The organism is Flavobacterium sp. UBA7663 (genome assembly GCF_002483315.1).
Classification (GTDB): domain Bacteria; phylum Bacteroidota; class Bacteroidia; order Flavobacteriales; family Flavobacteriaceae; genus Flavobacterium.
In genome coordinates this window covers 134532-154795 of the sequence record NZ_DLHR01000014.1, presented here as the reverse complement: position 1 = coordinate 154795, position 20264 = coordinate 134532, and the positions used below count along the sequence as shown (strand labels likewise).

Genomic DNA, 20264 nt, shown 5'->3' with positions numbered 1-20264 from the left:
TACGAAACGCGAAAATAGCTCAGTTGGTAGAGCGCGACCTTGCCAAGGTCGAGGTCGCGGGTTCGAACCCCGTTTTTCGCTCTATACCAAAATATTTGCTTGAGTGGTGGAATTGGTAGACACGCTGGACTTAAAATCCAGTGGGTAGTAATGCCCGTGCGGGTTCAAGTCCCGCCTTGAGTACAAAAGCTCCGAACAATGTTCGGAGCTTTTTTTGTTTAGAAAATTCTAAACTAAGAATTTTCTATTATCTTTAAAGAATTCTTTATAAAATTATCAATCACAACTATGGGTACATTTGTAATCGCACAACGATTAAGTGGAGTTTATAAATATGAGTTTGTTTCCAGAAAAGGAAAAACTATTTTTACGAGCAACGACTTCGAATTGCGTTTTGAATGTGAAGAGGAGATTGAAAAACTCAAAAGTTCTTTAGAAAGATGCGTCTTTATGCGCTTTAAATCGTCTAGTGGAAAGTTTTTCTTTAGATTGATATTAGATGAACATGAAGTGGCGGTAAGTAGAAGATATACCACACAGTTACTGCTTCAAAAAGGAATAGATGAAATAATTAAATACGCGGATAGAGCTGAGTTTTTAGATTTTTCCTCTGCAGAAGATATATTTGGATCATCAGAATAAAAAAAGTCCCGAAAATCGGGACTTTTAATTATAAAATAATCAAAAATTATTTTTTTACTTCTTCTTTAACTGCTTCAACAGCTTCAGTAGCAGCTCCTTCAACTTTAGCAGCAGCAGAGTCAACAGCTACAGCAGTAGAGTCAGCAACAGCTTCAACAGTTTCAGTTACTTCAGTAGCAGTAGAATCAACTGTAGTTTCTGCTTCAGCAGCAGCTTCTTTACAAGAAACGAACATAGCAGCAACAACTGCTAAACTTAATACAACTTTTTTCATTTTGTTATAATTATAAAAGGTTAAAATTTTTTTGAATAGAATTTCACTATTCTGGTTTTTTTATATTTAAAAAAAGCCCCACATTGTGGAGCTTGATTTTTTCTGTCAGCAATAAATTACTTAGCAGGTGCAGCTTCAGCAGCAGGTGCAGCAGTAGCAGCAGAGTCAGCAACTACAGCAGTAGAATCAGCTACAGGAGCTTCTTCAACAGCAGGAGTTTCAACAACTGTAGAATCTACAGTTTCAGTAGCCTCAGCAGCATTTTCTTTACATGATACGAACATAGCAGCAACAATTGCTAAACTTAAAACAACTTTTTTCATCTTACTAAATTATAAAGGTTAATTATTAATTCGGAGCAAAGATATAAATTTTTTAACATGTCAAAATATTTTTAGACATTTTTTTTCATTTTTTTTCTTTGGATTCCGAAATGCTTTATTTCAAATGGCGTGCCAAACTATTTATTTTTTAAAAATATTCTAATTATTTGGCTTTTTGTGACTTAGGGTAAACAATTGTCATCTCCTCTATAAGGTTTTTCGCACCTGCAAATTTATCAATCACAAATAAAATATAACGAGCATCAACCATGATGTTTCTACAGATTTCTGGACTGTAATAAATGTCGCTCATTGTGCCTTCCCAAACTCTATCAAAGTTTAATCCAATAAGATTTCCTTTTGCATCTAAAGCTGGACTTCCAGAATTCCCACCAGTGGTATGATTTGTTGCAATAAACGCTAAAGGCATTTTTCCATTTTTATCGGCATATCTTCCGTAATCTTTTGCATTATACAAATCGATTAATTTTTTAGGAACATCAAATTCGTAATCTCCAGGAATATATTTTTCGATAACACCATCTAAATAACTTACAGGTTCGTAAATAACTGCATCGCTTGGTTTGTAGCCTTTTACTTTTCCATAAGTTACACGTAATGTACTATTCGCATCAGGGAAAATTCTATCGTTTGGAAAGAATTCCATAATGCCTTTCATGTAGGTTCTTTGTAAAGCGATGTTTTTTAAATTTATTTCATCAAACTTAGGCGCTACATTTTTTTGGTAGCTATCTGCAATTGATTTTACCAATTTATACGCTGGATCTTGATTTAACTTTTCTAAAACTGATTTTGCATCACCATTTAATAGTTCTTTCAAACCATTGTAGTTCGTTAATTTAGATGAACCAAATACACTTGTAGTTAAATTTGAAGCATTAATATTGTTCAAACTCTCAGGCAAAAATTGTTTTGGCGATTTTGTAGCGTACAAATTGATCAATTGTTCAAAAACTTTTTCATCCACTTGAGCGCTGTAATCTTTATATAAACCTTCGAATCCTGAAATTAGATTGTTTTTTCTATCATTAAATGCTTGTTCACCTTTTGTATTATAAACTTGCTCTAACTGGTACAAACGATATCCAAAAGATAAAATTTCTGAATTACGCAAAACAACTTCAGTAAAGTAATCTCTTGCAATAGCATATTCTCTAATGTCTTTGTAGTTTTTTTCAAAATCAGCTAAAATAGTTCCGTATTCTGCTTGTTTGCCAGCTTTGTTAACTCTTTCTTGGAATTTCTTTTCGAAGTCTTTTTTGATAGCAACCGCATTCGATTTTTTTAAACCTTTTGTTTCTCCAATCCATTTTTTCCAATAATTCGCAACACCTGCGTATTTTGAAGCATACTGAATTTTAATTGCATTGTCTTTTCTCATGAAACCATCTTGTACTTTTAAAGCGGCATCACGAATTTCAATTTTTGCCGGATTCAAATCATTTACAATTTGTTCCACTGCGAATGATGGTAAATATTCTTGCGTTCTTCCTGGATAGCCCATTACCATTGTAAAATCGTTTTCCTGAATTCCTTTTGCAGAAACTGGGAAAAAGTGTTTTGGTGTGTAAGGAATGTTGTCTTTTGAATATTCAGCAGGACGATTGTTTTTGTCTGCATAAACTCTGAATAAAGAGAAATCTCCTGTGTGACGTGGCCAAACCCAGTTATCAGTATCAGAACCAAATTTACCAATTGAACTTGGTGGTGCACCCACTAAACGAACATCTTTGAATGTTTCAGTTACGAATAATAAGTATTGGTTTCCATCGTAAAAGGCACGAATCATCGTTTCTTGCCAAGCTTCTCTTGTGTAGCTTTTATTTAAAGCCGCAATGTTTTGCTGGATTTTCTTTTGCTTATCACTTTCCGAAGGAAGATTTAAAACACCTTCAAAAATTTTAGTGGTTACATCTTCAATTTTGATGATGAATGTTACCGTTAAATCTTTGTTTGGCAATTCGTCTTCCATTTTATAAGCCCAAAAACCATTCGTTAAATAATCGTTTTCAACGGTAGAATGACTTTGAATGTTGTCATAGCCACAGTGATGATTCGTTAATAAAAGTCCTTTTGGCGAAATCATTTCCGCTGTACAACCGCCATCAAAATGAGGAACAGCATCTTTTAAGCTGGAATTATTTACCGAATAAATATCATCGGCACTAATTTTCATTCCCAAAGCTTTCATTTCTTTTTCGTTGGTTCCTTTTAAAAGCGAAGGAATCCACATGCCTCCTTGTTGCGCTTGAACTTGGAAAACAACTAAAATAAGTAGTAATTTTAAAAATTTCATAGGTATAATTTTATTTAGTGACTTTGTATTTCATTAATTTTCGATTGTGAATTACAAAATCGTGTGCAAGATACAATTTTTGTGCGTTTTCGTTATGCGGTTCGACTTCTAAATACAGTAATTTTAACGATAATTTAGGAACTTCTTTCTGAATAAACTGAATAGCTTCTTTCCCAATTCCTTTTCCACGAGCGGTTTCTTTGATGAATAATTCGTCTACAAAAGCAATTTTTCCACCATATTCGAAACTGAAAATAAATGTTAGAATGATGTAACCTACAATTTCATTTTCAGTATATATTAACCAAGATTTTCCAAGATGTTCATTCGAAATAAATTCCTGAAACAAATTTTTAGCTACTTCAACATCCATCGGATAATTGTCAATCGCATAGAAATCTTGCATCATTTGAGTGATGGTTGAAATGTCTATTATTTCTAATGGCTTGAAGCTTGTCATTAGTTCAAAATATGATTCATAATCGTTTGAGTCGCTCCTTTATTCATTTGAACAAATGTGCTGCAAATGTGCCCTTTTTCTAATCGTTCGTCTTCGTTGTGAAGCAACAAATCAAAAGCTTCATTTAATTGGGTTTGATTTTGAATCGAAATACAACCTTCCATATTTACTAATGCTGTAGCTTCTGCAAAATGCGAGTAATTAGGACCAATCACAACCGGAACACCAAAAGTCGCCGGTTCTAAAATATTATGAACGCCAGGATTTCCAAAACCTCCGCCAACGTAAGCAATGTCGGCATACGAATAGATTTTGGTTAAAATTCCAATGGTATCGATGATAAAAACTTGAAAATCTTCTATTTTGTCATGCTGAACTTGTTTCAGCATCTCATCTTTTTCCGAATACAAAATCGTTTTCTTTTGAATTTGATTTTTGAGATTTGAAATTTGCTCCGATTTGATATTATGTGGCGCAATAATAAATTTCACGTCATCCGAACTTTGATTGATGTAATTCACTAATAAACTTTCATCTTTTGGCCAAGAACTTCCAATGACGATTGTGGTTGTATTGTCTTTAAATTGTTCGATGAAATCCAATGAATTATCACGTTCTAAAATCGAAACTACTCGATCAAAACGCGTGTCGCCAGAAACTTTTACATTTTTAAATCCGATACTTTGTAAAAGTGTTTTAGAACTTTCATTTTGAACAAAAAAGTAATCAAATGTTTTAAGAGCGTTTCTATAAAATCCACCATACCATTTAAAAAACGCTTGCTTTTCTCGTAATATTCCAGAAATTAAATAGGTTTTAATGTTTTGATTTTTCAGTTCGTTCAAATAATTTGGCCAATACTCATATTTAATGAAAAAAGCCATTTCTGGATGAACCAATTTAATGAATTGTTTCGCATTTGAAATCGTATCCAAAGGCAAATAAACCGTAACATCAGCAATTGTGTTGTTTTTTCTAACTTCATAACCTGAAGGCGAAAAAAACGTAACTACAATTTTATGTGTTGGAAATTGTCGTTTCATCGCTTCAATAACAGGTAAACCTTGTTCGTATTCGCCCAAAGATGCCGCATGAAACCAAATCGTTTTATCCGTAGATTGAATTTTATTATCCAAAGTTTGAAAAACCGACTTTCGTCCATCAACAAAAAGTTTCATTTTTGGACTAAAAAGGGCTACAATCTTTAAAAGTTGGGCTGCTAAAAGCGTAATTATGTTGTATAAAAATAGCATAATTGAATTTTATGGTGCTAAAATACGTTTCTTTTTAAGTTAGATAAAATTTGTACTATAGAATTTCTTATTTTTGCTAGACTTAATTTTTATTCCAAATGAGAAAATTGCAAATGGTTGACTTAAAAAGTCAATACGAAAAAATAAAAGAAGAAGTAAATGCTTCTATTCAAGAGGTTTTAGATACGAATACATACATCAACGGACCTTTGGTTCACCAATTTCAGGCAGATTTAGAAAAATATTTGGGAGTAAAACATGTAATTCCATGTGCTAACGGAACCGATGCGTTGCAAATTGCCATGATGGGATTGGATTTGAAACCAGGTGACGAAGTTATTACAGCCGATTTTACATTCGCAGCTACGGTTGAAGTGATTGCTTTGTTGCAATTAACTCCAGTTTTAGTAGATGTTGATATGAACAATATGAATATTTCGCTTGACGGAATTCGTAAAGCCATTACACCAAAAACTAAAGCAATTGTTCCAGTACATTTGTTTGGTCGCGCTGCTAATATGGATGCGATTATGGAAATTGCTAAGGAGCATAATTTATATGTCATCGAAGATAATGCACAAGCAATTGGTGCTGATTACACTTCAAAAGATGGTTCTAAAAAGAAAGTAGGAACTATTGGTCATGTAGCAGCAACATCGTTTTTCCCATCTAAAAACTTAGGTTGTTATGGAGATGGTGGAGCGATTTTTACTAATGATGATGCTTTAGCACATAAAATAAGAGGAATTGTAAATCACGGAATGTATGAAAGATATCATCATGATGTAGTAGGAGTGAATTCGCGTTTAGATAGTATGCAAGCTGGAGTTTTGAAAGCGAAATTACCACATTTAGATACTTATAACAAAGCACGTCAAGATGCTGCAAGAAAATACAGTTTGGCTTTGGGTGTGAATCCAAATATTTGGGCTCCAACTATTTGCGAATCTTGTGATTGTCACGTATTTCATCAATATGTAATCCGTATTTTAAATGGAAAACGCGATGGATTATTAGAACATTTACAGGCAAAAGGAATTCCTTGTGCGATTTATTATCCAATTCCATTACACAGTCAAAAAGCGTATGCAGATTCGCGCTATGACGAAGCTGATTTTCCAGTTACCAATCAATTGGTAAAAGAAGTAATCGCATTGCCAATGCACACGGAATTAGATGATGAACAAATTAAATTTATTACAGATTCGGTTTTAGAATACGTATAATAGTGTTCAGTCGCAGTACTCAGTCTCAGTTACTGTTTACTGCGACTGTGACTGAAAACTAAAAAATGAAGATATTAGTTACAGGCGGTTTAGGATTTATAGGTTCTCACACGGTTGTTGAATTACAAAATGAAGGTTTTGAAGTAATTGCGATTGATAATCTTTCTAATTCATCTCTTGGTGTTTTAGATGGAATTGAGCGCATCACTGGAAAAAAACCTTTGTTTGAAAATATCGATTTGCGAGATAAATCGGCTGTTCAAAATTTCTTTTCTAAATATCAAGATATTTCAGGTGTCATTCATTTTGCTGCTTCAAAAGCAGTAGGAGAAAGTGTTGAAAATCCGCTGTTGTATTACGAAAACAACATCAATTCTTTAGTGTATTTACTTCAAGAATTACAAAAAAAAACAGAAGCTAATTTTATTTTCAGTTCGTCTTGCACAGTTTACGGTCAAGCCGAAAAAATGCCAATTACTGAAAATGCACCTATTCAAGTTGCGATGTCGCCTTACGGAAATACAAAGCAAATAGGTGAAGAAATTATTACAGATGTTGCTAAAGTAACTAACATTAATTCCATTTTATTGCGCTATTTTAATCCTATTGGAGCGCATCCTTCAGCTGAAATAGGTGAATTACCATTAGGAGTTCCACAAAATTTAGTGCCTTTTATTACGCAAACCGCATTTGGACTTCGTGAAAAATTATCCGTTTTTGGAAATGATTATCCTACACCAGATGGAACCGCAATTCGAGATTACATTCATGTTGTAGATTTAGCAAAAGCACATGTAATTGCTTTGCAACGTTTGTTAAACAAGCAAAATTCAGAAAAAGTAGAGACGTTTAATTTGGGAACAGGAACGGGAAGTTCAGTTTTAGAAGTGATTACAGCTTTTGAAAAAGTTTCCAATCAAAAATTAAACTATCAAATTGTGGGTAGAAGAGAAGGCGATATAATTGAAGCTTTTGCAAACACAGACAAAGCGAATACTGTTCTAGGTTGGAAAGCCCAATATTCTTTAGAAGAAGCTTTGGCCAGCGCTTGGAAATGGGAACAGAAAATAAGGAATAAATAAACAAAAGTTAAAAAAGCTACTTTTTTAATAATTAAGAAAACCAATCTTTTATTCTTTTCGTAACTGCAAGTAATTAAAACTTACAGATTATGAAAAAGACACTACTTTTAGTTACTAGCTTCTTATTTACTTTAAATGTATTCTCACAAGTTGGAATTGGAACAACTAATATTCAGAATGGAGTTGAATTCCAAATCGAAAGCAATTCAAAAGGACTTTTAATTCCTAGAGTTGCCCTTACAGCTACTAATGTTGTGGCGCCTGTTGGTCCAGCACCTATCGCAACAGGAGTTCTAATTTTCAATACAGCAACTGCTGGAGCAGGTTTGATTGCAGTTTCTCCTGGATTCTATTATTGGTCTGGAACAGAATGGGTTGCATTGAAATCTAATCCATTAGCTTCAAGCCAAGATTGGTCTTTAACAGGAAATTCGGGTACCAATCCAAGTATAAATTTTTTAGGAACTACTGATAATCAAAATTTCCAAATTAGAACAAACAATATCAATCGTGTTACTATTGAAAACGACGGTCAAGTTATTTTAGGAACTAATACGGCTCCAATTGCTAATACGTTAACAACAATTAATGCAGGAGCAGGACAGATTGGTCTTTTTGTAAACAGCAATAATTCGCAACGAACAATAAGAGCTTTAAACGCTACGAATACACAATTTGTAATTGATGGCGGAAATTTGGATCCAAATGGAGGTAGAGGTGTAATAGGAATTAGCGCAGCTTTAGCAGCAAATGCAACTTCAACCGTTATGGGAGTTTTAGGAGTTGGAGGAAGAACAACCTTTACAGAATTACCAGGTGAATCGGTAGGAGTTTCTGGTCAAGGGACTACAGGTTTGCATGTTAGAGGTGTTGGTAAAGGAAATGGAGTAGACTATTTTTCAGCTTATTTTGAGTACGATCAAGATGATAATTTAGGAACAAGTAATGGTCCATTTGCCAGAATTGCAGGTAAAGATGTGAATTATTTTACAGGAAGTACTGCAGCAAGAAGAGATGTAACTTATGGTGGATATTTTGATGCCAACACTTCAACTACTGATTATGTTTTTGTAGGAGCTAGAAATAATAATACTTCATATAAAGTTTTGGGTGGTGGTTCTTTATCTACTATGATAGAAGATAGAAATGGGAACAATAGAATTCTTCATGCAACGGAAACCCCAGAAATTCTATTTGAAGATTTTGGAACAGGAAAATTAGTTAATGGAGAAGCTTATATTAAAATTGATGAATTAATGAGCGATCATATTTTTGTTGATGAAAGTCATCCTATGAAAGTTTTTATTCAATTAGAGGGCGATTGTAAAGGTGTTTATGTTACTGAAAAAACAAAGAATGGTTTTAAAGTAAAAGAATTACAAAACGGTAGATCTAATGTTTCTTTTTCTTGGAATATGGTAGCCAATAGGGCAGATGTATTAGAAAAAGACGGAACTATTGCATCAAAGCATGTTGATGTAAGATTTCCAATTGGTCCTAAAAAATTAAGTCAGGAAAAATCGGTTGAGAAGAAATACGAAATAGAAATGAAGTAAAAAAAGAATCCCAAGTAGAACAAACTACTTGGGATTTTTCATTAATCTTCTACTGATTCTTTTAATTTTTTTGCACCTTCTTCCACTTTTTCAGCTCCTTTAGCAATAATGTGTTTTGCTTTTTCACCTGCTTTTGAAGAATCAATTGCTTTTTTAGCTTTTACTTTTGCCGAATCTGCAGCTTGTTTTAAATCGGCTCCAACGGCTTTAGAAGCTTCTTTTACTTTTTCTTTCGTTTCTTCTTTACAAGATAATAAGACTGTTACAAGTGCAATTCCTAAAAATATTTTTTTCATGGTTGAATTTGTTTTATGAAAATAAAGTTACAAAATTAATGCCAAACAGAAGTGAAATGTTTTTTTATTGACAAGTTTACTCGATATCATTTTTTAGCTTAAATTCTTCTACTTCTTCCTTCGCATCTTGTAATGTAGTAGCTTCTAACTTTAGTTCTACCACATGAATTATTTCGGCATATTTTGAAGGTTTTATCGAACTTCCAAATTCAATAGCATAACATTTTGCAAATAGCGCTCCCAAGTATAAAATCACAGACGAATAATAAACCCAAACCATAATAATTACTAATGATCCCGCAGCTCCATAAATGGTTCCTAAAGACGATTGAGAAATGTAAAATGAAATTAAAAATTTCCCAAACATAAATAGTAAAGCGGTTGTAATTGAAGAAACTCTGACTTGTTTCCAAGTAATGTTGGCATCAGGTAATATTTTGAAAATTACTGCAAAAAGTAATGTTATCACTGTTAATGTTACCAATGTTTGTCCGATGTAAACCGAATAAACAGCCGCTTCAGAAAAATGGGCAAATAACTTTTGGTTCAATGAATCTAAAATGGCAGATAATCCTAAAGAAGCCAATAAAATAAATCCCAAACTTCCAATTACACCAAAAGAAAGTAGTCTTGATTTGAAGTATAACCAAAAACCAGAACGTTTTTTTAGTCGAATTCCCCAAATAGAATTAATAGAATCTTGAATTTCAGCAAAAACAGAAGTTGCTCCTATTAATAAAGTCACGATTCCGATGAGTGCAGGAAATCCACTTTTGTTAGAAATAGCGATGTTTTTAATCATTTCTTGTAATTGAATGGCGGCTTTTTCCCCTAAAAAATCTTTGATTTGGTAAAAAATTTCGCCTTCAATGGCATTGGTTCCCCAAAAAAGCCCCACAACATATAGTAAAACCATAAGTAGTGGAGCCATTGAAAATACGGTTGTGTAGGCTAATGAAGCACTTTTTTTCATGATTTTGTGTTCTCCAAATTCAGAAAACGTGGAATGAATTACATCCCATAAATCTTTGTAGTACGCTTCTTTAACTCCTTTCAAAATAGGTTATGCCGAAATCGTTTCGACTTCTTTATCAATTTTATTTACTAATCCCACTAAAACTTTTCCTGGACCAACTTCCGTGAAACTCGTTGCGCCATCTTTTATCATTTGTTGTACCGATTGCGTCCATTTTACTGGAGCTGTCAATTGAATGATTAAGTTTTTCTTGATTTCATCTGCGTCAGAAACCGCACTTGCTGTTACATTTTGATACACTGGACAAATTGGAGTTGAAAAAGTAGTTGCTTCGATAGCAGCGGCTAATTCTTCTCTTGCAGGTTCCATCATTGGTGAGTGGAAAGCACCACCAACAGGTAAAATTAAAGCACGTTTTGCTCCTGCTTCTTTCATTTTTTCGCAAGCTAATTCTACTGCTTTGTATTCTCCAGAAATTACTAATTGACCCGGACAGTTGTAATTTGCAGCTACCACAACGCCATCAATCGATGCACAAATATCTTCTACAATTTTGTCGTCTAAGTTTAAAACAGCAGCCATTGTTGAAGGTTTAATTTCACACGCTTTTTGCATAGCAATTGCTCTTTGCGAAACTAATTTTAACCCGTCTTCAAATGATAAAGCACCATTGGCAACTAAGGCAGAAAATTCGCCTAACGAATGTCCGGCAACCATTTCAGGCTTAAAGTTATCTAATGTTTTTGCTAAAATTACCGAATGTAAAAAAACCGCTGGTTGGGTTACTTTGGTTTCTTTTAATTCCTCTGCAGTTCCTTCGAACATGATATCAGTAATTCTAAAACCTAATATTTCATTAGCTTTTTCAAATAATTCTTTTGCAACTGCTGAATTTTCATATAAATCTTTTCCCATTCCTGAGAATTGTGCTCCTTGACCTGGAAATACGTATGCTTTCATAAATTTTGTTTCAAGTTTAATGTTTCAAGTTTTTCTTGAATAGCAAAAATAACATTTTTATTATAATTCGATTGAATTTACAATTTCCAATAATTGATTTTTCAAATCTTCATTTGTGATTCCTTTTTCAACATCAAAATTATCGTTGAAACTAGGCAACGAAAAACTTCCTTTTACAATTCCGCCTTGAAACGGAAATCGTTTAGTAGCAATATCTAAAACCGAACTTCCACCACGAGCTCCAGGTGAAGTAGCTAATAACAACATTGGTTTTTCTTGAAAAGTTTTAGCGTTTATTCGAGAAGACCAATCTAATATGTTTTTAAATGCTGACGAAAAATTTCCATTATGTTCAGCAAACGAAATCACGATTAAATCTGCACTTCCAATTTTTGCATAAAACTCTTGAGCTAATGGATGAATACCATTCTCAGCTTGTTTATCTACCGAAAAAACAGGCATTTCATAATCGTTTAAATCTAAAATTTCTACAGAAACATTTTGAAATTGATTAGCGGTATAAGAAGCTAATTGTTTATTAATGGAAGACTTGCTCGATGAAGCTCCAAAAGCGATGATTTTTTTAGTCATTTTTGTTTAGATAGTATGTTAAAGCACCAGAAGGACATTTGTTTACGGTTTCAATAATTTTTTCTGTCGTTGAATTATCGGGAGTAATCCAAGGTTGTTCTTTTGGTTTAAAAACAGCAGGATTATTTTTAACGCAATTGGCAGAATGCGTACACTTTCCAGATTGCCATACAATGGTTACTTCACCATTTGTATATTCTTTTTTAATGTCTTTTGGATCCATGACTATTTCGTTTTAAATTTATAATACGTCTCTAAATTCGGGAGTTTTATCAAAAACACTTTTGGCAAACGGACAAAGCGGAATAATTTTGATGCCTTTTTCTCGAGCAAATTCCACCGCTTTGGTCACCATTTTTTTACCAAAACCTTTTCCTTCATTTCCAGGATTCACTTCAGTGTGGTCGATGATGATTTTATCTTCGCCAGCAAAAACAAAAGTCATCAAAGACTCTTGTTTTCCATTTACTTCAATGTAAAAAGCTCCGTTTTTATCATTGATTTTTAGCTGTACTTCGTCGTTCATAGTTGTAATTATTGTTCCATCGGAATTTCCATCACTAAAAACTTCGCATTTGAATTCGCCTTGATTTCAATTTCATTGGTTGCCCAAATCCCAATTGCATCTCTTCTTTCTAGCTTTTCACCATTTACTTCAATTTCACCTTCAATATTGATGATATAAAACCCGTTTCCTTCTTTTTTCAAACTTAATTTTTTTGAAAAACCGTTGTCAAAATCACTCAAATAAAACCAAGCATCTTGATGAATCCAAACACCTTCGTCGTCTGCATTTGGTGATAAGATTTGCGCAAAATCATTTTTTTGTAAAGATTGTTCTAATGTAATTTGTTGGTAACGAGGTTCCACATTTCTATATTTTGGAAACAACCAAATTTGAAACAATTTTGTGTGTTGATCAGGATTTGGATTGAATTCGCTGTGTTGAATTCCTGTTCCAGCACTCATTACTTGCACATCTCCTGTTTTGATAGTTGCGGCATTTCCCATACTGTCTTTATGAGCTAAATCGCCTTCTAGCGGAATGGTGATAATTTCCATATTATCGTGCGGATGTGTTCCAAAACCCATTCCTGCCGCAACAGTATCGTCATTTAAAACGCGCAACATGCCAAATTGAACTCTTTCTGGATTGTACCAATTAGCAAAACTAAAACTATGGTAAGCGTTTAACCATCCATGATCTGCGTGTCCTCTTGAATCTGCTTTGTGTAAAATTGTATTTTTCATAATGTATAAATTTAGTAATTATTATGATACAAATTTACATCGATGAATAGGGAAGAGCACTTAACCTAGATTAAGAAATTATTTTTTTAATAATCTCGCTTTCATTTTGCTGAAAAACTCAGGTGTTACACCAATGTAAGAAGCAATATGTTTTTGTGGTACTTTTTGAATTAAGGTAGGATATTTAGAACAGAATTTTTCAAAACGTTCATCAGCGGTTAAACTCAAATTATCCATTAATCGCTCTTGATGGGAAACCAATGAATTTTCGGCTAATATTCTGAAAAAACGTTCTAATTTCGGGATTTCTTGATAAAGAATTTCTTGGTTTTCTTTAGTAATAATCACTACTTCGGCATCTTCTAAAACTTCTATAAAAAGATTGCCAGGTTTTCCTGAAATGTAACTGTACATATCACCAATCCACCAACCTTCGCAAGCAAAATGCAATACGTGTTCGATAATATTGTCATTAATATTGAAACTTCTCAAAATACCAGAATTCACAAAATAAGTGCAAGTAGCTACTTCGCCAGCACTTAATAAAATGGTTTTGGCTTTGAATGGTTTGGTTTCGGTTTTAGACAAAAATAGTTCTTGCTCTTGTGGAGTTAAAGCAACATGTTTGGCGATATTTTCTAAAATGGATTGCATTACTCCAAAAATACAATTTAATTTTGGGATTCCAGAAACAAAAAAACCGATGCATTACACATCGGTTTCTATATTAATGAAAGTGATCTTCTTCAATTTCGAATTCGGCATCTTTTTCCCAAATTTCCATTTCACAAGGTTTGCAATTGAATTTTAGTTTGTATTCCAATTCGCCTTGTTTCAAAACTAAAGGTTCTTTTAGTTTTTTATCCATGTTTTCTCTGTGGTATTTTGGACAACGTTCTAATTCGTATTTGATGCAATATTTAGTCGTCATTACACGAGATTTTCCTGGATCCCATTGCAATTCGAATGCTTTTTCAATTTCGGTTACACCATGACGTTCGTAGAATTTACGAGCGGTTTTGTTGGCAACATTGTACATAAAATCCAATTTCGTTTCTGGATAAGGATGCGATGTTTTTACCAATTGGTGTTCCTTACGAACATAGTTTTTTAAACGAATTTCTGATAATTGTTCGTAAACTGTTCTTCGCATTTCATTGATTTTTGAAATAGGAAGGAACCAATTTCCAGAAAATTCAATCGTAATTTCATCAGCTGTATAAGGTGTAAATCCTGTTTTTGCTAAGTTGATTTTGAAATTTTCAGCTAAAGATTCGTTGTTTTTTGTTTGCTCTTTTGGGTGAACCAAATTTACAACGCTTACATTTCCATCTTCATCAGTTGCGATTAATTCAAAACCTGTTTCGTTTTCTTTTAATAGTAAAGTCGTACTGATTTTTCGAACCGCACTGTCTTCTCTTTCTACTAACTTAATGAAAGCAGCATCGTTGTTTCTATAAATGAAAGTACCTTCTTTGATTTCTTTCAATACATTTGGATAAACAAATCCGTTTTCTGCACGGTTCACGTAAATTCCTTCGGCTTCGTTGTTTTCGTTAATGAAACACAATCCGTCACCATTATTTAATAACTCACCGTTTTCAATTTCGTATGAATTTCCAACGGTTTTAATCAATTTTCCAATGTATTGCCCTTTAGATTTTGGACTTTCCCAAGAACCGATAGATTGATGTCTTTCATTTACAAAATAATCGGTATAACCACGATTAAATGTTCTGTCTAATGAAGAATCGAATAAATACGTGCATTTTCCAGAAGAAGCTTTGGTATATTTATCGCTATTTTCGTTTAAGAAAGCATCTAATTTCTGACGTAAATAAGAAACATTATTTTTCACATAGACAATGTCTTTCAAACGACCTTCAATTTTGAAAGAAACAATTCCAGCCTCTACTAAATTCGGAATTTGATTCGAAACATCAAAATCTTTTATCGAAAGTAAGTGACTATTTTTGATTAAAGTATCGCCATTTCCATCAATTAAATTATAAGGTAAACGACAGTTTTGTGCGCAAGAACCACGGTTTGCCGAACGTTCTCCATTGGCAACACTCATATAGCAATTTCCGCTAAACGAAACACATAATGCGCCCGTAACGAAGAATTCTAATTCCACATCAGAAGCTTCACTGATTTCTTTGATTTGACTTAAATTCAATTCACGCGCTAAAACCACACGTTTGATTCCGGCATCCGCTAAGAATTTAATTTTATCGGCATCACGATTATTGGTTTGTGTACTGGCATGCAATACGATAGGAGGCAGCTCCATTTCCATAATCGCCATGTCTTGAATGATTAAAGCATCTACTCCAATATCATACAATTTCCAAATCAATTGACGACAAGGTTCTAATTCGTTATCATATAGAATGGTATTGATAACTACAAAAACCTGAGCGTTATATAAATGCGCATATTTAACTAATTCAGCAATATCCTCCACAGAATTGGTTGCATTAGATCGTGCGCCATATAAAGGAGCACCAATATAAACCGCATCGGCACCACTATTTATGGCAGCGATTCCTTGTGTTAGATTTTTTGCAGGAGCTAAAATTTCAATCTTCTTCTTCATTTGTAAAGCTTTAATTATTCGGGATTTGCCGAAAAAAAGTGTGCAAAGTTCTTATAAAAAATCCAAGATTTCTAATTCGAGTTCGCTTTTTTTGAATTTAGCGCATAAAAAAACACGAATTACACTAATTTTAGATTATCTGATAACTTCCATTTCTGTGAAACTAATGTTGTTAGAAGATTAGTCTATTGTTTTAATTTATATAGTTTTTCCAAAAAGTAATTTTCAGATGACAGCATATCTCGAACGATATGAGTTTCTACAGAGTATTTATTAGGACCATTTGCTGTTATCTTGTATACAGAAAATCTTGCGCTCAAGTCCATTTTTTGAATATTTTCAAATGAAAATCTTAAATTATCTACAAAGGATTCGGTTACTCCATGATCATCATATAATACCTTTTGTATTGGTAATTTTTCAGTTTTAGTCCTAGAATTTGGCAAATAAAAATAATAAATTTGAACAGAGGGGATTCGCTCTTCGATAACTACAAAGTCATATTCAATTATTTGTTCGCCACTATAATGTAATTTAAATAAATATAACTTTTCAATTTTTAAGTGTTTCCCTCGTAGTGCAATAATTGATTTAATCTGTTCTTTTAAAAACTCATCATTGTTGTTGATCTCAAATGAATCATAATCCCATTCTATAGATTTTAGATAGTTTGGGTCGTTTAATTCTTTAGATAAATAGCTTTGCTTTTCTTGGTCTAAAAATTTTAAGTGACTATCTTTTAATTTTGGTATTATCTCATCAACAAACTTTTCATCCAATTGAAAATATAATTTATCATTAAAATTTTCGGGAAAATCCTCCTCATGTTTTACACTTTTACAAGAGTTGATTAATATTAAAAGAGGAAAAAGAATGAATAAGTTTTTCATTGATTAATCTTTATAAGTTATCTAACTAACCCAGGAATAGAGGGCTAGTTAGATGATTTTTTAAGCATACCAATTCAGTTAAATATATAATTTAAGAAACAGCTTCTTTAATTCTTCTCATCGCTTCTGTTAATAAAGCTTCGCTGGTTGCGTATGAGAAACGAATACAATTTGGATTTCCAAAAGCATCTCCAGTTACAGTTGCAACATTTGCTTCTGCTAATAAGAACATTGAGAAATCAGTTGCATTTTTGATTTCGGTTCCTTTGATGGTTTTTCCAAAATAGTAAGATACATCAGGGAAAACATAAAATGCTCCTTCAGGAACATTCAATTTGAACCCCGGAATTTGGTTTACTAATCCAACCACTAAATCTCTACGGTTTTTGAATGCAGAAACCATTTCGTTTAATACGCTTGGATCCGCTTCAACAGCTGTTATTGTTGCTCTTTGTGCAATAGAATTTGCTCCCGAAGTAACTTGACCTTGAATTTTTGTACACGCTTTTGCGATAAATTCTGGCGCTCCGATATAACCAATTCTCCATCCTGTCATTGCAAATGCTTTTGCAACACCATTAACAGTAATAGTTCTTTCTAACATTCCTGGAATAGATGCAATACTGCAAAATGTTCCTGAAAAGTTGATGTGTTCGTAGATTTCATCAGAAACTACATATACGTGTGGATGTTTTTCTAAAACTTTAGCTAAAGCCGTTAATTCTTCACGATTGTATACCGAACCACTTGGATTACAAGGTGAACTGAACCACATCATTTTTGTTTTTGGCGTGATAGCTGCTTCTAATTGTTCTGGTGTAATTTTGAAATCGCTTTCGACAGAAGTTGGAACTTCAACAGGAACTCCACCAGAAAGTTTGATAATTTCAAAATATGAAACCCAATATGGAGCTGGAAGAATTACTTCGTCACCATCATTTAACATTACTTGCGCAATATTGTATAATGATTGTTTTGCTCCTGTAGAAACTACAATTTGTGATGGTTTGTACTCTAAATTATTATCTCTTTTGAATTTTTTACAAATCGCCTCTTTCAATTCTAAGTAACCTTCTACTGGAGTATACGTACTGTAGTTTTCGTCGATAGCTTTTTTTGCAGCTTCTTTAATAAATTCAGGTGTGTTGAAATCTGGTTCTCCTAAACTAAGGCTGATAATGTCTTTTCCTTGTGCTTTTAATTCTCTTGCCAAAGCCGCCATTGCTAAAGTTTGTGAAACGGCTAAGTTGTTGATTCTGTCCGATAACGGGTTCATTGTGTGTTAGTTATTATAGTTAATACAAAAGACGCGATTCCTCGCGTCTCTCAGTTTATTATGCTAATTGTGGTTTTCTTCCTAGTTCTCTCAGATGTTTGAAGTGAGATGCGATTGCCGCTCGAGTGGTTTTAAACTCGTGATACGGTAAGTTACATTCCGCAGCAGTTTGTTTAACAATTTCTGCAATTTTATTGTAATGAACGTGACTAATATTTGGGAAAATATGGTGCTCAATTTGGTGATTTAATCCACCAGTGTAATAGTTTACAATCCAATTTTTAGGAGCAAAGTTAGCTGTTGTAAACAATTGGTGAATTGCCCAAGTGTTTTCTATTTCTCCATTGTCATCTGGAATTGGATTTACAGTATCTTCTACTACGTGCGCTAATTGGAAAACTACACTCAAGATTAATCCGGCCGTATAATGCATTACGGCGAAACCTAAAATAACTTTCCACCAAGTAACTCCTAAAACCATTGGTAAAACTAACCAAATTGAAAAGTAGATTATTTTTGTAATCACTAAAGTTGTCCAAAGAATTGTTGGTTTTTTGAATTCACCATACGATAAGTTTCTTTTTAAGTAACGTTTCATTTGAAGGAAATCAGTGGTAATAGCCCAGTTGAATGTTAATAATCCATATAAGAAAACTGAATAATAATGTTGAAATCTGTGGTGACTGTACCATTTAGCTGTTTTTGAGAAACGTAAAATTCTTCCAGCTTCTAAATCTTCGTCATGACCAATAATGTTGGTATACGTGTGGTGTAAAACATTGTGTTGTACTTGCCAGTTGTACACATTTCCAGCTAAGATGTAGATACTTCCGCCCATTAATTTGTTTACCCAAGATTTGGTTGAATATGCACCGTGATTACCATCATGCATTACATTCATTCCCACTCCTGCCATTCCAATTCCAATTACTACGTTTAGCAATAAGTATGTCCAAAAAGGCATATCCATTGCAAGTAAAAAGAAGTATGGTGTTAGGAAAAGACCAAACATCACAATAGTTTTCAAGTGAAGTTTCCAGTTTCCTGTTTTGTCAATTTTATTTTCTTTAAAATAATCGTTTACTCTTTTATTTAATGTTCTGAAAAACTTCAGATTGTCTTCTTTTGAGAAAATAGGTGTAGTAGTACTCATAAATTTTGTATTCAAATTTTGCCAAAGATAATTATTATAATTTTTTCATTTATGATATTAGTCATTTTTTATTCACCAAAAAGCGTATTTTTGTGTAAAATTTAACTAATGGAAGAGATTTTAAAGCAATTTCCTGATTTATCTGATAATCAAATACTTCAGTTTCAAAAATTGCAATCGCTATATGAAGATTGGAATGCAAAAATTAATGTGATTTCAAGAAAAGATATCGACGAATTATATACGCGTCACGTTTTGCATTCGTTAGGAATTGCAAAAATTATCGAATTCCGTCCAGGTTCAAAGATTATGGACGTGGGAACAGGTGGTGGTTTTCCTGGAATTCCATTGGCAATTTTGCATCCTGAAGTCGATTTTTATTTGATTGATGTCATTGCAAAAAAAATCAAAGTAGTAAATGAAGTTGCTGCTGGTTTAGGATTAAAAAACGTAAAAGCCGAACAAAAACGTGCCGAATTAGTAAAACAAGAATTCGATTTCATCGTAAGTCGCGCAGTAACCAATATGCCTGATTTTGTAAGTTGGGTAGTTGATAAAGTTTCGAAAAAACAAAATCACGAATTAGCCAACGGAATTTTATATTTAAAAGGAGGCGATTTAACCGAAGAATTAAAAGCTTTCTCAAAAGCCACAGAATATAATTTATCAGATTTCTTTTCAGATGAGTTTTTTGAGACGAAGAAAGTGGTGCATTTGCCGTTGAAGTATAAGAAGTAATTTTATTAAAGATTAGTATTTTCTATGAAAAAAATTATTTTAGTTTTTTTGTTTTCTTTTCTCTTTTCTTGTGAAGGTTCTGATATTTACAGAGGAAAATGGAAAGCCCTAGATAAAGAAGGAAATAAATTGGAAATTGAATTTTTTCCTAAAAAAATGACTCTGTTGGATAGTTTAGGAAAATCAATAAATTATGATTACACTCAAAATTCTATTGAATCTGATGACTCAATAAAAACTTATGGAATTACTTTAAGTGATGGAAGAATATATCAAATTTATTTTCCTAAAAAAGATTGTAGTATTGGTTTGATTTTGGACGAAAATGATAATCAAATATTTACATTAAGTAGAGATACTTATGTTGATTTTGACGAAATTTATAAGCTATATTAATTATA

At 33.0% G+C, this 20264-nt stretch carries 23 protein-coding genes and 2 tRNA genes; 8 read left to right on the top strand and 17 right to left on the bottom strand.

Annotated elements, in window-relative coordinates; all coding sequences use genetic code 11:
* The first annotated feature begins 8 nt into the window (after positions 1 to 8).
* From B2741_RS04555 to B2741_RS04545, 3 genes are all read left to right on the top strand, one after another.
* A tRNA-Gly gene (locus B2741_RS04555) sits at positions 9 to 81 on the top strand.
* A gap of 16 nt (positions 82 to 97) precedes the next feature.
* A tRNA-Leu gene (locus B2741_RS04550) sits at positions 98 to 183 on the top strand.
* A 105-nt stretch (positions 184 to 288) separates the two neighbouring features.
* The gene (locus B2741_RS04545; RefSeq protein ID WP_291135833.1) at positions 289 to 642 is read left to right on the top strand and encodes a DUF1508 domain-containing protein; all 354 of its coding nucleotides are present in this window, start codon (positions 289 to 291) and stop codon (positions 640 to 642) included.
* 46 nt (positions 643 to 688) lie between these two features.
* Here the strand turns inward: B2741_RS04545 and B2741_RS04540 are convergent, their stop codons facing one another.
* From B2741_RS04540 to B2741_RS04520, 5 genes are all read right to left on the bottom strand, one after another.
* Positions 689 to 916: a hypothetical protein gene (locus B2741_RS04540; protein ID WP_291135832.1), complete on the bottom strand. Its 228-nt coding sequence runs from the start codon at positions 914 to 916 to the stop codon at positions 689 to 691.
* Between the two features lie 116 nt (positions 917 to 1032).
* Entirely contained in the window at positions 1033 to 1239 is a 207-nt protein-coding gene (locus tag B2741_RS04535; RefSeq protein ID WP_291135831.1) for a hypothetical protein, read from the bottom strand.
* A 163-nt stretch (positions 1240 to 1402) separates the two neighbouring features.
* Positions 1403 to 3556: a S46 family peptidase gene (locus tag B2741_RS04530; protein WP_291135830.1), complete on the bottom strand. Its 2154-nt coding sequence runs from the start codon at positions 3554 to 3556 to the stop codon at positions 1403 to 1405.
* 10 nt (positions 3557 to 3566) lie between these two features.
* Positions 3567 to 4016, bottom strand: a complete 450-nt coding sequence (locus tag B2741_RS04525) for a GNAT family N-acetyltransferase (protein WP_291135829.1) — start codon at positions 4014 to 4016, stop codon at positions 3567 to 3569.
* A complete protein-coding gene (locus tag B2741_RS04520; RefSeq protein WP_291135828.1) occupies positions 4016 to 5269 on the bottom strand; it encodes a 3-deoxy-D-manno-octulosonic acid transferase in 1254 nt (417 codons plus the stop codon). The genes B2741_RS04525 and B2741_RS04520 overlap by 1 nt, the downstream gene beginning before the upstream one ends.
* A gap of 98 nt (positions 5270 to 5367) precedes the next feature.
* Between B2741_RS04520 and B2741_RS04515 the strand changes: the two genes are divergently transcribed.
* The 3 genes from B2741_RS04515 (at position 5368) to B2741_RS04505 (ending at position 9133) form a co-directional block, all read left to right on the top strand.
* Positions 5368 to 6495 carry a DegT/DnrJ/EryC1/StrS family aminotransferase gene (locus tag B2741_RS04515; RefSeq protein WP_291135827.1) on the top strand — a complete coding sequence of 376 codons (1128 nt, stop codon included), beginning with the start codon at positions 5368 to 5370 and terminating at the stop codon, positions 6493 to 6495.
* Between the two features lie 65 nt (positions 6496 to 6560).
* Positions 6561 to 7577 carry a UDP-glucose 4-epimerase GalE gene (gene galE, locus B2741_RS04510; RefSeq protein WP_291135826.1) on the top strand — a complete coding sequence of 339 codons (1017 nt, stop codon included), beginning with the start codon at positions 6561 to 6563 and terminating at the stop codon, positions 7575 to 7577.
* An 89-nt stretch (positions 7578 to 7666) separates the two neighbouring features.
* Positions 7667 to 9133, top strand: coding sequence for a hypothetical protein (locus tag B2741_RS04505; RefSeq protein WP_291135825.1), 1467 nt, complete (start codon positions 7667 to 7669; stop codon positions 9131 to 9133).
* A gap of 41 nt (positions 9134 to 9174) precedes the next feature.
* On the opposite strand, the gene B2741_RS04500 is transcribed toward B2741_RS04505, so the two are convergent.
* From B2741_RS04500 to B2741_RS04445, 12 genes are all read right to left on the bottom strand, one after another.
* Positions 9175 to 9429 carry a hypothetical protein gene (locus B2741_RS04500; RefSeq protein WP_291135824.1) on the bottom strand — a complete coding sequence of 85 codons (255 nt, stop codon included), beginning with the start codon at positions 9427 to 9429 and terminating at the stop codon, positions 9175 to 9177.
* Between the two features lie 76 nt (positions 9430 to 9505).
* Entirely contained in the window at positions 9506 to 10486 is a 981-nt protein-coding gene (locus B2741_RS04495) for a YihY/virulence factor BrkB family protein (protein WP_291135823.1), read from the bottom strand.
* A gap of 6 nt (positions 10487 to 10492) precedes the next feature.
* Positions 10493 to 11365, bottom strand: coding sequence for an ACP S-malonyltransferase (gene fabD, locus B2741_RS04490; RefSeq protein WP_291135822.1), 873 nt, complete (start codon positions 11363 to 11365; stop codon positions 10493 to 10495).
* 60 nt (positions 11366 to 11425) lie between these two features.
* Positions 11426 to 11956, bottom strand: a complete 531-nt coding sequence (locus tag B2741_RS04485) for an NADPH-dependent FMN reductase (RefSeq protein ID WP_291135821.1) — start codon at positions 11954 to 11956, stop codon at positions 11426 to 11428.
* The gene (locus B2741_RS04480) at positions 11949 to 12179 is read right to left on the bottom strand and encodes a (4Fe-4S)-binding protein (protein WP_264548931.1); all 231 of its coding nucleotides are present in this window, start codon (positions 12177 to 12179) and stop codon (positions 11949 to 11951) included. The genes B2741_RS04485 and B2741_RS04480 overlap by 8 nt, the downstream gene beginning before the upstream one ends.
* An 18-nt stretch (positions 12180 to 12197) precedes the next feature.
* The gene (locus B2741_RS04475; RefSeq protein WP_291135820.1) at positions 12198 to 12482 is read right to left on the bottom strand and encodes a GNAT family N-acetyltransferase; all 285 of its coding nucleotides are present in this window, start codon (positions 12480 to 12482) and stop codon (positions 12198 to 12200) included.
* A gap of 8 nt (positions 12483 to 12490) precedes the next feature.
* Positions 12491 to 13207: a pirin family protein gene (locus B2741_RS04470; protein ID WP_291135819.1), complete on the bottom strand. Its 717-nt coding sequence runs from the start codon at positions 13205 to 13207 to the stop codon at positions 12491 to 12493.
* Between the two features lie 78 nt (positions 13208 to 13285).
* Complete coding sequence (locus tag B2741_RS04465) at positions 13286 to 13861, bottom strand: Crp/Fnr family transcriptional regulator (RefSeq protein WP_291135818.1); 576 nt, start codon at positions 13859 to 13861, stop codon at positions 13286 to 13288.
* A 73-nt stretch (positions 13862 to 13934) separates the two neighbouring features.
* Complete coding sequence (locus B2741_RS04460; protein ID WP_291135817.1) at positions 13935 to 15806, bottom strand: peptidase U32 family protein; 1872 nt, start codon at positions 15804 to 15806, stop codon at positions 13935 to 13937.
* A gap of 185 nt (positions 15807 to 15991) precedes the next feature.
* On the bottom strand, positions 15992 to 16696 hold the full coding sequence (locus tag B2741_RS04455) for a hypothetical protein (protein WP_291135816.1): 705 nt from the start codon (positions 16694 to 16696) through the stop codon (positions 15992 to 15994).
* 91 nt (positions 16697 to 16787) lie between these two features.
* Positions 16788 to 17972 (bottom strand): pyridoxal phosphate-dependent aminotransferase, encoded by a 1185-nt coding sequence (locus B2741_RS04450; protein WP_291135815.1) that lies wholly within the window; start codon positions 17970 to 17972, stop codon positions 16788 to 16790.
* Between the two features lie 58 nt (positions 17973 to 18030).
* Positions 18031 to 19125: a fatty acid desaturase family protein gene (locus B2741_RS04445; protein WP_291135814.1), complete on the bottom strand. Its 1095-nt coding sequence runs from the start codon at positions 19123 to 19125 to the stop codon at positions 18031 to 18033.
* Between the two features lie 108 nt (positions 19126 to 19233).
* Here B2741_RS04445 and rsmG point away from each other — a divergent pair, with 108 nt between their 5' ends.
* Positions 19234 to 19863 (top strand): 16S rRNA (guanine(527)-N(7))-methyltransferase RsmG, encoded by a 630-nt coding sequence (rsmG, locus tag B2741_RS04440; RefSeq protein WP_291135813.1) that lies wholly within the window; start codon positions 19234 to 19236, stop codon positions 19861 to 19863.
* Between the two features lie 24 nt (positions 19864 to 19887).
* Positions 19888 to 20259 (top strand): hypothetical protein, encoded by a 372-nt coding sequence (locus B2741_RS04435; RefSeq protein ID WP_291135812.1) that lies wholly within the window; start codon positions 19888 to 19890, stop codon positions 20257 to 20259.
* Positions 20260 to 20264: the final 5 nt, after the last annotated feature.

What these genes read in the sequence shown, in the direction of transcription:
- B2741_RS04450 (WP_291135815.1), bottom strand. Translation starts at nt 17,972, where the DNA reads ATGAACCCGTTATCGGACAGAATCAACAACTTAGCCGTTTCACAAACT.
- B2741_RS04540 (WP_291135832.1), bottom strand. Translation starts at nt 916, where the DNA reads ATGAAAAAAGTTGTATTAAGTTTAGCAGTTGTTGCTGCTATGTTCGTT.
- B2741_RS04500 (WP_291135824.1), bottom strand. Translation starts at nt 9,429, where the DNA reads ATGAAAAAAATATTTTTAGGAATTGCACTTGTAACAGTCTTATTATCT.
- B2741_RS04465 (WP_291135818.1), bottom strand. Translation starts at nt 13,861, where the DNA reads ATGCAATCCATTTTAGAAAATATCGCCAAACATGTTGCTTTAACTCCA.
- B2741_RS04475 (WP_291135820.1), bottom strand. Translation starts at nt 12,482, where the DNA reads ATGAACGACGAAGTACAGCTAAAAATCAATGATAAAAACGGAGCTTTT.
- B2741_RS04435 (WP_291135812.1), top strand. Translation starts at nt 19,888, where the DNA reads ATGAAAAAAATTATTTTAGTTTTTTTGTTTTCTTTTCTCTTTTCTTGT.
- B2741_RS04545 (WP_291135833.1), top strand. Translation starts at nt 289, where the DNA reads ATGGGTACATTTGTAATCGCACAACGATTAAGTGGAGTTTATAAATAT.
- B2741_RS04460 (WP_291135817.1), bottom strand. Translation starts at nt 15,806, where the DNA reads ATGAAGAAGAAGATTGAAATTTTAGCTCCTGCAAAAAATCTAACACAA.
- B2741_RS04525 (WP_291135829.1), bottom strand. Translation starts at nt 4,016, where the DNA reads ATGACAAGCTTCAAGCCATTAGAAATAATAGACATTTCAACCATCACT.
- B2741_RS04455 (WP_291135816.1), bottom strand. Translation starts at nt 16,696, where the DNA reads ATGAAAAACTTATTCATTCTTTTTCCTCTTTTAATATTAATCAACTCT.
- B2741_RS04535 (WP_291135831.1), bottom strand. Translation starts at nt 1,239, where the DNA reads ATGAAAAAAGTTGTTTTAAGTTTAGCAATTGTTGCTGCTATGTTCGTA.
- fabD (WP_291135822.1), bottom strand. Translation starts at nt 11,365, where the DNA reads ATGAAAGCATACGTATTTCCAGGTCAAGGAGCACAATTCTCAGGAATG.
- B2741_RS04520 (WP_291135828.1), bottom strand. Translation starts at nt 5,269, where the DNA reads ATGCTATTTTTATACAACATAATTACGCTTTTAGCAGCCCAACTTTTA.
- B2741_RS04470 (WP_291135819.1), bottom strand. Translation starts at nt 13,207, where the DNA reads ATGAAAAATACAATTTTACACAAAGCAGATTCAAGAGGACACGCAGAT.
- galE (WP_291135826.1), top strand. Translation starts at nt 6,561, where the DNA reads ATGAAGATATTAGTTACAGGCGGTTTAGGATTTATAGGTTCTCACACG.
- B2741_RS04445 (WP_291135814.1), bottom strand. Translation starts at nt 19,125, where the DNA reads ATGAGTACTACTACACCTATTTTCTCAAAAGAAGACAATCTGAAGTTT.
- B2741_RS04530 (WP_291135830.1), bottom strand. Translation starts at nt 3,556, where the DNA reads ATGAAATTTTTAAAATTACTACTTATTTTAGTTGTTTTCCAAGTTCAA.
- B2741_RS04505 (WP_291135825.1), top strand. Translation starts at nt 7,667, where the DNA reads ATGAAAAAGACACTACTTTTAGTTACTAGCTTCTTATTTACTTTAAAT.
- B2741_RS04485 (WP_291135821.1), bottom strand. Translation starts at nt 11,956, where the DNA reads ATGACTAAAAAAATCATCGCTTTTGGAGCTTCATCGAGCAAGTCTTCC.
- B2741_RS04480 (WP_264548931.1), bottom strand. Translation starts at nt 12,179, where the DNA reads ATGGATCCAAAAGACATTAAAAAAGAATATACAAATGGTGAAGTAACC.
- B2741_RS04515 (WP_291135827.1), top strand. Translation starts at nt 5,368, where the DNA reads ATGAGAAAATTGCAAATGGTTGACTTAAAAAGTCAATACGAAAAAATA.
- rsmG (WP_291135813.1), top strand. Translation starts at nt 19,234, where the DNA reads ATGGAAGAGATTTTAAAGCAATTTCCTGATTTATCTGATAATCAAATA.